14 protein-coding genes are annotated in these 14,073 nt (G+C 42.1%); 3 read left to right on the forward strand and 11 right to left on the reverse strand.

What is annotated here, in order from left to right; all coding sequences use genetic code 11:
- Window positions 1-147: 147 nt before the first annotated feature.
- The 10 genes from NCWK1_RS05925 to NCWK1_RS05970 all read right to left on the reverse strand — a co-directional run bounded on the left by NCWK1_RS05925 (window position 148) and on the right by NCWK1_RS05970 (window position 10,167).
- Entirely contained in the window at window positions 148-1,014 is an 867-nt protein-coding gene (locus NCWK1_RS05925) for a CmcJ/NvfI family oxidoreductase (RefSeq protein ID WP_103124065.1), read from the reverse strand.
- 40 nt (window positions 1,015-1,054) lie between these two features.
- A complete protein-coding gene (locus tag NCWK1_RS05930; RefSeq protein WP_103124066.1) occupies window positions 1,055-2,497 on the reverse strand; it encodes an NAD(P)-binding domain-containing protein in 1,443 nt (480 codons plus the stop codon).
- Between the two features lie 22 nt (window positions 2,498-2,519).
- A complete protein-coding gene (locus NCWK1_RS05935; protein ID WP_103124067.1) occupies window positions 2,520-2,768 on the reverse strand; it encodes a hypothetical protein in 249 nt (82 codons plus the stop codon).
- An 82-nt stretch (window positions 2,769-2,850) separates the two neighbouring features.
- Entirely contained in the window at window positions 2,851-4,062 is a 1,212-nt protein-coding gene (locus NCWK1_RS05940) for an acyl-CoA dehydrogenase family protein (RefSeq protein ID WP_103124136.1), read from the reverse strand.
- A 110-nt stretch (window positions 4,063-4,172) separates the two neighbouring features.
- Window positions 4,173-5,204: an ABC transporter substrate-binding protein gene (locus NCWK1_RS05945; protein ID WP_245894834.1), complete on the reverse strand. Its 1,032-nt coding sequence runs from the start codon at window positions 5,202-5,204 to the stop codon at window positions 4,173-4,175.
- Between the two features lie 99 nt (window positions 5,205-5,303).
- The gene (locus NCWK1_RS05950) at window positions 5,304-6,065 is read right to left on the reverse strand and encodes a class II aldolase/adducin family protein (RefSeq protein ID WP_103124068.1); all 762 of its coding nucleotides are present in this window, start codon (window positions 6,063-6,065) and stop codon (window positions 5,304-5,306) included.
- 13 nt (window positions 6,066-6,078) lie between these two features.
- Complete coding sequence (locus tag NCWK1_RS05955; protein ID WP_103124069.1) at window positions 6,079-6,723, reverse strand: cysteine dioxygenase family protein; 645 nt, start codon at window positions 6,721-6,723, stop codon at window positions 6,079-6,081.
- A gap of 13 nt (window positions 6,724-6,736) precedes the next feature.
- Entirely contained in the window at window positions 6,737-7,843 is a 1,107-nt protein-coding gene (locus NCWK1_RS05960) for an LLM class flavin-dependent oxidoreductase (protein WP_103124070.1), read from the reverse strand.
- Between the two features lie 90 nt (window positions 7,844-7,933).
- Window positions 7,934-9,007 (reverse strand): aliphatic sulfonate ABC transporter substrate-binding protein, encoded by a 1,074-nt coding sequence (locus tag NCWK1_RS05965; protein ID WP_103124071.1) that lies wholly within the window; start codon window positions 9,005-9,007, stop codon window positions 7,934-7,936.
- Window positions 9,008-9,372: 365 nt separating this feature from the next.
- The gene (locus NCWK1_RS05970; protein ID WP_103124072.1) at window positions 9,373-10,167 is read right to left on the reverse strand and encodes a peroxiredoxin-like family protein; all 795 of its coding nucleotides are present in this window, start codon (window positions 10,165-10,167) and stop codon (window positions 9,373-9,375) included.
- Between the two features lie 93 nt (window positions 10,168-10,260).
- On the opposite strand from NCWK1_RS05970, the gene NCWK1_RS05975 reads away from it, so the two are divergent.
- The gene (locus NCWK1_RS05975) at window positions 10,261-10,593 is read left to right on the forward strand and encodes a hypothetical protein (protein WP_245894835.1); all 333 of its coding nucleotides are present in this window, start codon (window positions 10,261-10,263) and stop codon (window positions 10,591-10,593) included.
- Between the two features lie 311 nt (window positions 10,594-10,904).
- On the opposite strand, the gene NCWK1_RS05980 is transcribed toward NCWK1_RS05975, so the two are convergent.
- Window positions 10,905-12,146: a glycoside hydrolase family 10-like protein gene (locus NCWK1_RS05980; protein ID WP_103124073.1), complete on the reverse strand. Its 1,242-nt coding sequence runs from the start codon at window positions 12,144-12,146 to the stop codon at window positions 10,905-10,907.
- Window positions 12,147-12,573: 427 nt separating this feature from the next.
- Here NCWK1_RS05980 and NCWK1_RS05985 point away from each other — a divergent pair, with 427 nt between their 5' ends.
- Window positions 12,574-13,071 carry a hypothetical protein gene (locus tag NCWK1_RS05985; protein WP_096581132.1) on the forward strand — a complete coding sequence of 166 codons (498 nt, stop codon included), beginning with the start codon at window positions 12,574-12,576 and terminating at the stop codon, window positions 13,069-13,071.
- Between the two features lie 247 nt (window positions 13,072-13,318).
- Window positions 13,319-14,073: hypothetical protein (locus NCWK1_RS05990; protein ID WP_222838774.1), on the forward strand; the 755-nt coding region annotated here is incomplete at its 3' end.

Genomic DNA, 14,073 nt, shown 5'->3' on the forward strand with positions numbered 1-14,073 from the left:
AGTTTGATCTATGGGTGAATGTTGGTATTCGACAGCTTTCTTTGGAAGATTTTGATTAAATCCAAAGAAACATTTGTCACCAAATCTATTCTACTTTAAATCTATCAATTTACCGTAGTATAGATTATTAAGAAATTTCAGTGAAACTTAGTCAGGATAAAAAACAAATGTCCGCAACTCTATACTTTCTCTAGGTGGTGCATCGATAGGACTGCTGGGATCTGCAAAAGCTGTATGGGCGGCGAAACGTGCGCGTCCGTCTTCCGCGGAGTCAAAGCATTTGATAAACAGTACCTCGTTTCTCTGCATTTGGGGAAAGTAGAACCATTGGTGTTCTGGGTTATAAGTAACTGCGTAGGTTTCACCAATGCGATCGCGGTATACTAAATCTCCAGCTACAAGGTCTGATGGTGCAATACTTTGAGCATCACATACCGCCAATGGTGACTCTTGGATTGTGTTGGCAATTCCTCGCCAAACATTGATAATGGCAAATCGTTGTTGTAATAGCCCATCAATGTCTTCTATACCCCGCGCTGCCAACTCCCAATAAGCCCTTGTATAGCCAGATGTGGCAGTAAAATCGTTGTGTACGCGCTTGGCAGGTTCTTTAATGTTGTTCTCACCAAGTTTTGATTGAGCAGCATTACGTAGAGTGTGATCAAATATCACTACTTGAGTTGCACCCGTCAGTTGCTTTAATAATTGCTCCGCTTCTGGGTAATAGATGTGGCGGATTTCCTCTTCGTCATAAAAATCGCGGACTTGTGTATTGTGGGCAGTAAAAGCAAAACCTTCTTGATCTAGGGAGATTTTTTCTGAGATAGAACGCGCATTATGAATAGGTACCGGATAAGTCTGGAAAATGCTGTTGGTGCGGGGAACCCCTGATGGTGGTTCATAGGTGTAGTTGACAGGCTTTTCTGCCATTGGTAAAAGATAGCTGAGATTAGCTTTTACCGATGGTAAGCCGTAAGAAAGGGGTTTATCTATAACTTGGTTATTTAGGCTCATAGTTCATACCTGTTTTGAGAATTACAAATGCTACGCAGATTTAACTGACTCCCGCCTTCACTGGTTTTTTCCAGACTGCATCTGCATACAGTGATGACTCGAAGTCTGGTGCAACATTGTCACTAGTAATCCGGGCTTCGTGTTGTGACCAATCGGCAAAGAATAAGTCATGGCTGATACGTTCTACTATGGCTGGTACATCCCGGCGGATGCTGGGGACATCACCGATAGGTAGACCAAAGCTGACGAAACCAGCCGGATTGAAAACATGAATATCCTTGAGATAAGGAGCCGTACCAGGGACTTTTTCTTGGTATTCGTGGGCGCTACCAAGATAAGGGTATGTACTGAGTTGTTCGTTGCGCTGATCGGCTGGAGGTTCATAGCGATCGCGCCAAAGGGCAATATGATGAGCAAAATCCGCAAGCTCTGGGCGCTTAGTTGGGTCAACAAAATAGCCAGTCCCAGCGATCGCAAAATCGAACTCCAACACATCATCATTCACTTGTGCCACGATGCGATCGCCTTGGTTGTGAGCAGATTTCCAGGTTGCAGATAAATGTAGGTGGAAGTTAGAAAAAGCAGTTACCCGCGCAATAGCGTCTGGTGGTGGTGTCGAGCCAACTTGATTAAACCGCCAAGCTTGAAACCAACGAGCAGCATCAGGTAGTTGAGCATAGTTGTAGTAAGCGCCAGGATAACCCCGCACACGAATCACAGGTAAAGATGCAATTTGCGATCGCCGTGCAAACAGATGTACTGCCTTAGCACCTGATTCTAGCGCCACACCTGCTGCATCAAAAGCCGAAGCCGCCGCACCCAAAACGGCTACAGTTTTACCGCGCAACTCACTGAAGTTAATTAGCTCGGACGTATGTGCATAGAGGTGGCGTGGTAGAGATGCAAGTACAGGCGGGATATTTGCGCCACCAGTACCAGCTACACCATTGGCGAAGATAATCTTGCGTGTAGTTTCTACTTGTCTGACACCGTTCACTTCCAGATGCAGCCGCAAGAAACCGACATCTGGCTCAATACGTATCAACTTCGTCTGATATCTCACTGGAATGTTCAAGAAATGCCGATACCAACTGAGATATTCAGCCCATAAGACTCGCGGAATGCGGTCGATTGCGGCGTATGCTTCTGTACCGTGTCGTGCTTCGTACCAAGCCTGAAACGAAAGTGCGGGAATCCCTAGTTCTGGCCCTGGCAGGTTTTTCGGTGTGCGGAGCTTTTTCATCCGCGCCCGTGTGAGCCATACACCTGCATGGGCTTCGTCTTCAGCCTCATCAATGACTGTCACACCACCAATACCAGCACGCCGCAAAGCAAATGCGAAAGTGCTACCACTGCCACTACCACCGACTATCGTGACATTATGGTCAATGCCTGGCTGATCAAACACCCAATTTTCAGGGTCGGGGCCGAGTAGGCGCAACGCCTCCCGTGCAGCAAAATCAATATCAGTCGTTGTTGTCATATTAGTCTTTCAGAATAAATAATCAAAGAACTCTTTTCGCTTTTTTATTAGCGATCGCTTTGAGATAAAAACTTTTTAGTTGACTAAAAAAACTCAACTGTTTTATCTCCTGTTGTGGAACAGGTTCACAATAAGTAGATAGTTGTGGTGGTAATTCCCAAATATCATGTTTTTGCGTCGCTAATAATTCACTTTCAGGGGGAGGCTGAGAGTATTGAGCCAGTAACCCTGATTCTCCATTTAGTAATTCTCTTTCGATTCCATGAAACATATTTTTAGGGAATTGAAAATTATCAGAGTTTTAATTTTCATGTAGAGGTGCAAAGATTTAGGCGCAATTGATTTGCACCAATTTAATGAACATTTGCCAATTTTTTAATTTTTAACGCTGACCTCCCTAAAGCCGAACAAATTACATCATTTTGGGGTGTATGAATTCGGCTACACAGCACATCTCGATAATGTCTTTCTAGAGGATTTTTTTTAGATAAACCAGGATTTCCTATTAGTTGTAACCCAATTTCTAAAGCCTTAATAGCATTACTTGTAGCCAAATATTTAACTGTTTGTGCTGACAAATTCACATTCGTATGGTGTTCCCCTCTATCAATATCTGCTGCCAGACTGTAAATTAATCGATGGTTGGCGTATAGTAATGCTTCGATTTCACCAACGGCGGTTTGAAAATTGGGTAAAGTTGCTAAACTTGCACCTAAATTAGTAGGCGATCGCTCATTCAAATATTCAACCAACCAATCTCGTGCGGCTGTTGCTACTCCTTGATACAACGCACTTAACAGTAAACTACCAGCGGCCAGCATCAAGGGATCGGGTTGTGACCAAGCCTTTGCCAGACGGACATCTAAGGCGTACTCTGGGGGAATGCAGACATCTTCTAAAATTAGGTCATGACTCCCTGTTGCCCGCATTCCTAAATGATCCCAAGTTTCTACAATCTTCACCCCTGGAATGTCACGGGGGACTAAAAAACTCCCGACTTGGGGTTCATCGTCATTTGTCCGCGCCCAAACTACGAAGTAACGTAAAATCGGACTGCCCGTGGTGTATTGTTTGTGACCAGTGATTGACCAACCATCTGGTGTGCGTTTGGCGATCGTTGCAGGTAATCCACCTCTGGCTGGTGTACCTAATTCTGGTTCGACACGGGCAGCATTCAGCAAAGCAATCCCTTCCACAGATTCCCGACACAACTTTTCATAAACAGCCGGATGCCAGCGTCGGTGTCGGGCGGCGTTTGCGTGTTGTAAGTAGTGCATTGTCAACACCAAAGCCGTAGAAGCATCTCCACTGGCTATTTTTTCAATCACCTTACAGGCTGTGGTATATCCTACAGCCAGCCCACCAAATTCTACTGGTATAGTCAGACTTAATAATTTTGCTTTGTGCAGGGTATCAAAGTTTTCAAAGGGAAAGGAACTATCGCGGTCGTGGGTGGCGGCGCGGGTGGCAAAATCCGCAGCCAGAGAATCTACAAGCTCAAATAGATTAGGTAAGAATTTTGTTGTTGCGGTGGCGGATGCTTCTAACACAGGTGGTTTTGACATTTGGCTTTTGACTCCTGGATTGGGAGGGGTAAGGGTGTAGGGTGCCAGGATTGAAGGGAGAAATAATTTCTGTTCATTCTTTCCCCTATACCCCTTCCTACGCCCTAGTTCTACTGGCATTTAGCGATATCTTCGTTAAAACTGCTGTCCCAAAGTTGTTTGACATCAACTTTTGCGGGAATTACACCCGCTTGGAAAAATGTGTCAGCAACCTTTTGTTGAGAAGCTATAGCTGCGTCAGAAACCGGGAGTAATTCTTGACGACGCTGTTTTAGACCTTGCTGGGCATCTTGATAAACAATACCTTCATCGACATTAATGGTAGTTGCATAGGTCTTAGACCATTGCTTGAGGTTAGATTCGCGCCAGTTTTGGGATTTTTGCAAACGACATAAGAAATCAGCGATCGCCACTTTTTTTTGGGAATCAGCGATCGCATTCGGCGAAGCAATAATCACAAAGTTACCGCTTAAAATATCTTTGGCAGATTCCAACACTCGCGCCCCTTCTTTTTCGGCTTGGGGGATAGAGTAACCGTAGGTAGCCCAAGCATCCAGTTCGCCTTTCCGAAAAGCCGAAAGTCCATCAGGTATCGATAAAGGAATTGCATTGATATCCTTCATCGTCAGCCCAACTTTTTCCAACATCTTAATCAGGAAGTAGTGGGCAGTCGTGGCTTTAACGTAACCGACTTTCTTACCCTTGAGATCAGTGATGGTTTTGGCTGTTGAATTTTTGGGTATAAGTACAACTTGACCAACTGTTGGCCCTTTAAGAGTAGCGATAATTTTGACAGATGCTTTCGATTCAATTGCAAAAATCGGCGGAATTTCACTCGCTGAGGCCAAATCAATTGCACCAGCATTGATGGCTTGTACCATCAAATTACCGCCAGTAAACTCAGTAAATTGAGTTTGGTATGGAAAATCATCTAGTCCAGCTAATTTTAAATTTAAATCCCAGCCACCTTTGTACTTAGCAACCCGTAATTGAGTTGTATTCGCCGCCGCCACTTCCGCTGGACTAGGATTAGCGGCGATCGTTGTTGGACTGGTAGACTTAACCTCTGAGCAAGCTGTTGTTGCTACTAACAAACACCCCGGAGGCAAGATAAAATTCTGCCGTAACCAATTAGTAAACACGTTAATTCTTAAGTATAAAAAGACAAAATCTCTAATAACCTCTCCGCGTACCTCCGCGCCAACCTCCGCATACCTTTGCGTTAAAAAAGGTATTCGCAACTACTCCAACAAATCTGGTTCTTCCCGCACAATCCGGTCATAGATAGGCTGAAAACTAAACCAACCGCCCGAATGTGTTCCCACTTGACCATGAGTGAAAGCCGCCGTTTCATGATCAATTGGCAGTGGTTTACCAGCCGCTTCTGCCAACAGTTGAGCTTGAGCCGATCGCTCGAAGGAAATGTACCAAAAAGCAGCCTCGTCGACTGTTTGTCCCACAGTCAAAAAGCCATGATTTCTGAGGATGACAGCTTTTTTATCTCCCAAGGTTTCAGCAATTCTCCTACCTTCAGAAGTATCTAAAACTACGCCTTTGTAGTCATTAAATAAAACATGGTCTTGATAAAAAGCACAAGCATCTTGAGTTAAAGGGTCAAGCAGACGACCCAAACTCGACCAAGATTTCCCATGCAGCGAATGAGCATGAGCCGCTGCAACTATATCGGGTCGCGCTTCATGTACCTGGGAATGAATCGCAAAGGCGGCGCGATTCACAGGCGCATCACCTTTGACAACTTCCCCTTCTCTATCAACTAAAAGCAAGTCAGAAACACGGATGTGACCAAAATACTTACCCAAAGGATTCACCCAAAAATGGTCGGTAAATTCAGGGTCGCGGGCGGTAATATGGCCAGCTATTCCTTCACTAAAGCCAAAACGACCAAATAGCCGAAATGCCGCGGCTAGGCGTTGTTTGCGATAAAGGCGTTCTTCTTCCACCCGTTCAAATACTGGCGGTTGGGGTCTAGTGAAATTTGGCATGATTTTCTCTTTCTTATTTCACAGGTACATTAGAATATCCAGAACGAAAAGACCGCACGCTATTTTGTTCGGGATGATAATGATTTCGCCAAATGCTACCAGTATCATTCCCCATAACATGAATTGAAATGGATGGAGCAAAGACAGTAGTCGCTTTGACAGAGTGAATATCGTTGTCTGGAGGTAATAAATGATAAATATCCCCAGTTTTTACTTGATAGGTTCCCACTGCTTTCAACTGGGCTTGTTCCTCTAATTCGCCGCTATCGAGACGACGATATACTGTTTCTTCCTGTTTACCTTGATATAAACCGACAAGTCCCCAAGATAAATGATCGTGGACAGGCGTGATTGCATTAGGAGGAATCACCAAACTGAAGATAGTTAGCGATCGCTCCTGGGAACGATACAGCAACCATTGTCCAATTCCTCCGCCTAAACCACTGTCAGGATTTGGTTGGTCAAAAGGTTTGGGTAGCCAATTCTTTTTTTTCAGCAGTGCTGCAAAGTGCGGCTCTAAAGCATTGAGGGTTTCGGCGCGGTTATGAGTTGTGCGTGAGCTAATTTCTTGCGCGATCGCTACGAACTCACGCAAATCAGGACTATCTACAAACCATTGGTCTGCTTGTAAAGGTTCAAGAAGTGTTGTGTGGGGCATAGTTGGGGATTTCTCAAGCTACGATTGCTGTTTGTCGTTCTTGTCGTTGGACTTCTTGACGTACCAAAGGAATCACATCTCGACCGTAGGCGATCGCATCTTCCACTGGGTCAAAACCACGAATTAATATTGTTGTGACTCCCGCTTGGTAGTAATCAAATAATGACTCTGCTACCTGTTCTGGAGTCCCTACTAAGGCTGTAGTGTTACCACGCGCACCAGTAGCAGCTGCGATCGGTGTCCATAAACGCTTATCGTGAATTTCCCTTTCCTTAGCAAAATCCAGCAAGCGCAATGAACCAACAGCTTCAGGTCGTGCAGCATCAGGAGATAATTGAATACCTGCGTTCCTACGGGTTTCATTGATCCGCGAAAGAATATAATGGGCTTTATCCCAGGCTTTTGCTTCGGTTTCGCCCAAAATCGGACGCAAGGAAATACTAAACCGTAAATCTTTTCCTGGCGGTGATGCGGCTTTTACCTCGGCGATGCGTTGTTTAATCGCCGCGATGGGTTCTCCCCAGAAAGCATAGACATTACTGTGTTTTGCCCCTACACCCACAGCCGCACCAGAAGCACCGCCAAAATATATGGGAATATGTGGTTGCTGTATGGGTTTAACGTCGGAAAATGCCCCTTTGAATTGGTAAAATTCCCCTGCATAATCAAAAGGTTCTGTACTCGTCCAAACTCGTCGCACAACATCAAGATATTCATCAGTTCGACGATAGCGAGTATCATGATCAAGCCAGTCACCATCACGCTGTTGTTCAGCATCGCTCCCGCCAGTAATGATATGTACAGCAACACGACCATTGCTAAAGTGATCTAATGTAGCTAATTTGCGTGCGGCTAAAGTAGGAGACACAAAACCCGGTCTATGAGCAAGTAAAAACTTGAGCCTTTCGGTTGCAGCAGCCACATAACTAACAACATTAAAACCATCCGGGCCTGTAGAGCTATAACCAACCAGCACTCGGTCAAAGCCACCATCTTCATGGACTTTGGCAAAGTTACGAACATAACCTAAGTCTATGCTTCCCCCCGTAATTGATACGGTAGGGCTATGTAATTCCGACGCATCTCGCGTACCAATCATGCTAATAAATTCAACAGACATATTAAACCTCGTTTGTCATTAGTCATTGGTCAATAGTCAATAGTCAATAGTTTTTTACTCCCCTGCTCCTCTGCCCCCCTGCTCTTTTTCCTACCTAGAAGCAGTAGTTCCCAACGGACACACTGCTGTAGCAACATCTACCCGTTGTGGAATAATTTTTTGTTCTAGTAACCAGTCAGCAGTTTTCTGAAGTTTGGCGACATCTTCACTATTCGGAAATACGTAAGATTCAGGGCCACGATTTTTAGTAACTTGCTTGGCTACAACATCAGAAAGTTTTAACTCTTTCACCAAAAAATCTGATGCTGCATTACTATTTTGATTTAGCCATTCACCATCCTCACTCAAAGCAGTCAGAGCAGCTTTCACCGCTACAGGATTTTCTTTTGCTGCATCACCACGCACAACCATAATGCTGTAGGTAGGTGCAGGGTGTGTAGTAGTAATTCTTCTGGCTTTATGCTCTAATTCGGCAATAGAAATATACGGTTCCCAAACTGCCCAAGCATCAACAGAACCTTGATATAAAGCTGGTGCAGCGTCGTTTGGTGATAGGTAAACTCGCTGGACTTTTTCTTTAGGAATATTTTCTTTTTCCAAAACTTTTAATAATAGATATTCGCCTGCACCACCTTGGTTAACTGCAACTTTTTTACCTATTAAATCAGCCGGTTTACGAATAGCAGAATTACCCCGCACTAAGATGGCGTTACTTAAAGAATCGGGACTCGGACGCTGGACAGAACCAATACAAAGAGGTTGTCCCGCAGCGATTCCAGAAAGGGTAGGAATATCACCACAGCCGCCAATATCAGCCCGATTACCATTGAGAGAACTTAAAAGCGTCGCACATCGATCAAATGGCCCACTCCATTCAACTTTAATATTTTGTGTTGTTAATTGACGCTCTAGCTCACCTCTTTGACGCGCTAGGGGAATAATCCCGCCTTTTTGATATCCCAAGCGAATAACATTATTTTTCTCTGTAATTTTGGTAGACACCGTGTTTGAGGCGGTATCTGATTTAGCTGAGATATTGGTGGCTGTTTGTTGACTGCAACTAGAAGCGAGCAGTCCTACAAAAGAAGCTGCAATCGCCAATATCTTACCAGTAGGATATGTGTGTTTGTGCGTAAAGCGGTGTTCTTTTAAAGAATTGACCACAATTGACTCCTTGCTCACAATTTTTAGGAGTTTAGGCAGGTATATCTGTAATCATCAACGCTTAACTACTTTAAATCGACCGATTTACCGTAGTTAACAAGAATTACAATACCACTTTTTTGCTAAACTGCCCAAATTAAGTAAATATTTCTTTATCTCTCAATCTAATAAAACTTGTTACACAACTGCTGTATGGATTTCAACTCCTGATTGTAGTTCACGTACCAAAATCAAGCGAGTAGGGTCGGCTAAATTAACTTTGCCATCATAATCATTTTGAATTTATTTTAGTTTTTATTAGGTAAATAAGATGCTTTCGCCCTGATGCTTTAGGGACTTTCAACAAGTACAATCGTCAGAGTAGACTACTCGTACAGAAAAGATAAAGGGTTGCTCATACTTTCCGCAAAACCCAAAATAGAGCGATCGCGATGTTCGTAAATTAGTTTTCCTTGCACATCAAATAGAAAAGTTCCGCCGCGTTGTGTCAAATAAGATGAATCTGGTACATAAATATTCCAGTTACTCAAAACTTCGGTCATGTTTCGCAAGCGTAGGGTTGCTAGTTCAAATGGACGCTGAAAACCTTTTCCTCCAGCCGCTTTGAAAAAAGAACCTTTGATTGGTGGTAAAGGTGTACCCTTGACAACTTCCTCATCAGCAATTAACTGCGGAGCTTTTTTATCACCTGTATAACCTCGAAAAACTTCCTTCAGCGTTCCAGGGCTACCAATCCCCGCGCACATTAGCAATAAGTTCAGCCAAGCTTTTTGTGAACTTGATAGCAAAGGAAACTGTATAGACAACCCGCGATAAAGCCCTAAAAGCCGATGAATTTCAGTATTTGCATCTACAAACAAACATTCTTGAGGAAAGCCTGTATATTTGCAAAATTTTATCCCTGAATTGCGATCGCCAATTCCAATAGCACGAATTGTAATTCCTCTAGCTTCGATCTGTTCTTTTTCTCTTTGCAGCCACCAAGCGTATTCTAAATTATCAAAATCTCCTAACTGTGACCAAATAAGTATGAGTAACTTTGAAGTATGGGTGCAACCATCTAAAATGGGCTTAATCTCTCCATCGCTAACTCGCAGGCGTTGAGTTTGGCTCAAAATCGAATAAATATCTGGGGAATTGGAGCTTGTTTGAGTATTCATACAGGTGAGAGCAATTAAATTATCCTAAGCGTCTTGAGGCTCTATCTTCTTAAACTTGCTAAATTCTGCGCTGAAACTAGCTAAACTTAATCAATGTCCAGTTTTTTAGCTGTAGATATGATTTATAAAAGTTTATCACCTAGGATATTTTTGACAATAAAATTTATATCTATTTGTTTGATTACTGGCGCACTTGGCTTAGAATTAGCAAATCTTTATATACCTTTAAACAAGATATTCACACTGCCTAGTTTAAATATTATCTTGACATTAGAAAGATTTGCGCTCATTACCCATTTCTTAGAAGCAGTAATCGCCGTTTTTTACGCACATTCAAAGAATAAAATACCATTAAATTATGGTGTTTATACTTTTTTTGTTGGGACGATTGGCTTATTAGAACTATTTAATAACGAAGATATCTAATTTTTTCGCTGAATTAAGCAGTTCACTAATTGCTACATATATCTTGTACCAAGCGACTGAAGTCGCGGCTACACGGACAAAACCTCTTCAGGTTCCGAGGTGACGCTCCTTCGTCACTAAGGCTGCACTAATACCATTTCACGAAAAAATGATACAAATTTATGGGTTTTTCATTCTTTCCCTCTGCCGCCAGCGGTCTATTTGTATCAAACTTAAAGTGAAACGGTATAACGACGGGAAGCGCCAAGACTGCGACTCCATAACCTTGATTGTATATGAGTCCGAGTAGTACTTAGTTTAGACTGCCTTGTTTACGGTTTCCAGCCCGCCAATAAATTTGGGTAATTTGCTGGTGTGGGGAACATCTTCTGTAAGCTGGCTTGGCGCACTGAGGCTGATTCTTTGCTAAAATTCCACAGACTTTCGTAGAAAAAGAAGGAGACACCAGCAAAGTTGCGATCGCGGACTTTCTGCACCTGATTTTGAATTTGGGCAAATGGAATTGATTTGTTCTTTAACCCAGTTATAATTCCAATACTCACGGGAATATGACTGCGGGCTGTTTTCACTTCGGGATATTCTAATTCTTTGATAAACACATTCAAGTCATCTCGATATATCTGCAACACCAATTCTTCTACAAGTCCCAGACGTTCCCATTTTTGCCAGTCAGCTAAAAAGTATTCGTAAGAAAAACGCTGGGGATTAGGCGCAACAGAAACTAAACAGTTCTTTTTTGTAGTTTTAATAGCTGTGAACACCCGCTTCATAAAGTCGGTGATTTTATTCGCCCGCCAACGCACCCATTCAGGATCTTCGGGATTTTTCGATGGTGCTTTTCCTCGGTGTTCTTTTTTGTAAAGCGCAACTGTATACGCATCGTAGCCTAACTCTGAAGGCAAACCGAAATGATCATCAAATTGAATCCCATCAATGTCGTAGTTGCGGACAATTTCCACAATTAAATCTTGGATAAATTTCTGGACATCTGGGTGGAAGGGATTTAACCAAACTCTATCATGTATACCTTCTTTGACAATTTTTGTACCATTGCTGCGGCTTGTCAGCCATTGGGGGCGATTTTTAGCTAATAAAGAATCGGCGGGAGCCATAAACCCAAATTCAAACCAGGGAATTACCGTTAAGCCTTGTTTATGTCCCTCATCAACAATTTCTTTGAGCATATCGCGTCCTTGTAACCCTGGTGTCGGATCAAGCGATCGCCCAATTACTTTAGCAGCTACTTTGCTGGGATATAATGTGTAGCCCCAATTCCATACCGCCGGATAAACTGTATTAAAGTTTAATTCATCCAGCCGCTGCAAAGCATTCTTCAGACGGTTACGTTCAAACAACACCTCACTATCAATATTTGTTAACCATACGCCCCTTAATTCTGAACGCGTCGGCAGATTTTGCGCCGCAATCGGGAACGAAAGCAAGACTGTAGCGATCATGCTGAGAATAACTATAACGGCGAAAAAAGCTTGTTTCCGGCTGTGATACAGATTCCAGGCAAATAACTCAACACACCACTTAACAAATTTTTTCATATTTGGTTACAGACAAAAGAAAACATGGAAAAATGACTGCTATATCAGGGCAGAAGTTGCTTAGACATCTGCTACGCAAAATTTAATTGCCAAAGACTTAACATATAACAGTTTTCCCTTACACTCATATACCCTTATACCCATCCTTCACAAGGGTTTCAGATTTTTTTAGTGCCATTAGTCTTTGTATTTGCCTATTTCTGTTACTTCAATAGCATTGTAGTTATAGTTACACAAAGTTAGATAAATTCTATGTATACAAATCTTGACTTATTTACCTAATATTGGACATTTAGGATTATGCTATTTATTACAAGAAAAAAACTTATCCCAATTGTCATTGCAACAACTGTAATATAAGTAACAAATAAACAAGTAACTTCACTATATAAATAAGCCCTCTTAAAGAGCAAGTGCAAGGTATGTAATGAATATTCCTAATAACTCACCAGAAGATTTAGGCAATAATCTCGCAGCGGCCGAGAGGTTAGCAAGGGCGATTAAGGTTGCAGGGGGAGAATTTTCTTTGATATTAGCCTGTTGCGACTCTATTGCTAAACAACAGCAGATACTAAAACTTTTACAAGAATTGTCATCTGTAGCAATTCAAGAAATGAGATTAATGCCTACAGATGAAACACTTTATACAACCATCACAAATACTATCGGTATTTCGCAACCTCAAGCTTTGATGGTGCATGGTTTAGAATCTGTTGTAGCAATACCGCAAATGCTGATCAGTACAAATCTCATGCGAGATGAGTTTCGCAAAAATTTGCATTTTCCTATAGTACTGTGGGTTAATAATGAAGTTCTGAGCCAGCTAGTTTGGTTAGCGCCAGATTTAAAAAACTGGGCAGCAACTACTATTAGGTTTGATATTTCTAATAGTCAATTAATTGAAAATCAAGCAGTGAGTGCTTAACTAAGCCTAATCTATTAAATATTTATTTTTAAACATATTTTTAATATTGTTAATTTTTAGTAAAAAGAAAGGAACAAACCATCTGTATACTAGCGTCTCTCTTCATATCTGCTTCACAAGACAGATTTTTGAAGAATCCCAAATACATTAGAATTTTGGGACTATATATTTTTTGTCATTAATTACTAGATATAAGTTTTTAATGCCTTAAATATTGACTAATAGAGGCATTTTATTGATGAAACCTATGCTAAAAAATCCACAAACAACCAATCAAGCCCGAATTTTTACTGCCTTAGTTTTGACTAGTATTTTGTCTGTTGCTAGTGGGTTAACCCTGATCAAAAGTGCCATAGCTAACCCAATAAACCTTCTACCTGCAACTACCAATGAAGTTTACGCAGATAAAAGTAAACCAAATCGCTTACCACCGTCAGTCACTAATGCGGTGCTAAGAGATTTAGCCAGCAGAATTGGAACATCTAGGGGAGAATTGCAAATTGTTAATTATAGTCAAAAGACTTGGCGCAATGGTTGTTTAGAACTACCGCAACCAAATGAATTTTGTACCCAAGCATTAGTTCCTGGTTGGCTAGTCGTAGTATCTAATGGTAGACAAAAGTGGACTTATCATACTAATAATAATGGGCGTTCTTTACGTTTAGCTTCGTCAAATAATTCATCACAAAACGAATTACCGAGAAAAGTTCGAGAAGCAGTTTTACAACAAGCGCAAGAAGTTTCAGGATTATCAGCGCGATCGCTATCTATTGTAAATTTTCAAGCAAAAGATTGGTCAGATGGTTGCGATCGCTCCACTCCTCCCAATCCTTGTGATCCCATTCTTGTCTCTGGTTGGCAAGTAACCGTAGGTGCAGCAAATCAACGCTGGGTGTTCTTATCAGATAGCGATGGTGGGCGCATCAAGCTGGCTAAAGATCAGAATTCAACAAATATACACAAACCTCTACCCATCCCGCAGAGTGAATTACCACCACCTTT

The sequence above is a fragment of the Nostoc cycadae WK-1 genome (assembly GCF_002897135.1).
Taxonomy (GTDB): Bacteria; Cyanobacteriota; Cyanobacteriia; order Cyanobacteriales; family Nostocaceae; genus Nostoc_B.

Bases quoted from the DNA above. Each gene is read 5' to 3' on its own strand.
- NCWK1_RS05925 (WP_103124065.1), bottom strand. From the start codon at position 1,014: ATGAGCCTAAATAACCAAGTTATAGATAAACCCCTTTCTTACGGCTTA.
- NCWK1_RS05930 (WP_103124066.1), bottom strand. From the start codon at position 2,497: ATGACAACAACGACTGATATTGATTTTGCTGCACGGGAGGCGTTGCGC.
- NCWK1_RS05935 (WP_103124067.1), bottom strand. From the start codon at position 2,768: ATGTTTCATGGAATCGAAAGAGAATTACTAAATGGAGAATCAGGGTTA.
- NCWK1_RS05940 (WP_103124136.1), bottom strand. From the start codon at position 4,062: ATGTCAAAACCACCTGTGTTAGAAGCATCCGCCACCGCAACAACAAAA.
- NCWK1_RS05950 (WP_103124068.1), bottom strand. From the start codon at position 6,065: ATGCCAAATTTCACTAGACCCCAACCGCCAGTATTTGAACGGGTGGAA.
- NCWK1_RS05955 (WP_103124069.1), bottom strand. From the start codon at position 6,723: ATGCCCCACACAACACTTCTTGAACCTTTACAAGCAGACCAATGGTTT.
- NCWK1_RS05960 (WP_103124070.1), bottom strand. From the start codon at position 7,843: ATGTCTGTTGAATTTATTAGCATGATTGGTACGCGAGATGCGTCGGAA.
- NCWK1_RS05970 (WP_103124072.1), bottom strand. From the start codon at position 10,167: ATGAATACTCAAACAAGCTCCAATTCCCCAGATATTTATTCGATTTTG.
- NCWK1_RS05975 (WP_245894835.1), top strand. From the start codon at position 10,261: ATGTCCAGTTTTTTAGCTGTAGATATGATTTATAAAAGTTTATCACCT.
- NCWK1_RS05980 (WP_103124073.1), bottom strand. From the start codon at position 12,146: ATGAAAAAATTTGTTAAGTGGTGTGTTGAGTTATTTGCCTGGAATCTG.
- NCWK1_RS05985 (WP_096581132.1), top strand. From the start codon at position 12,574: ATGAATATTCCTAATAACTCACCAGAAGATTTAGGCAATAATCTCGCA.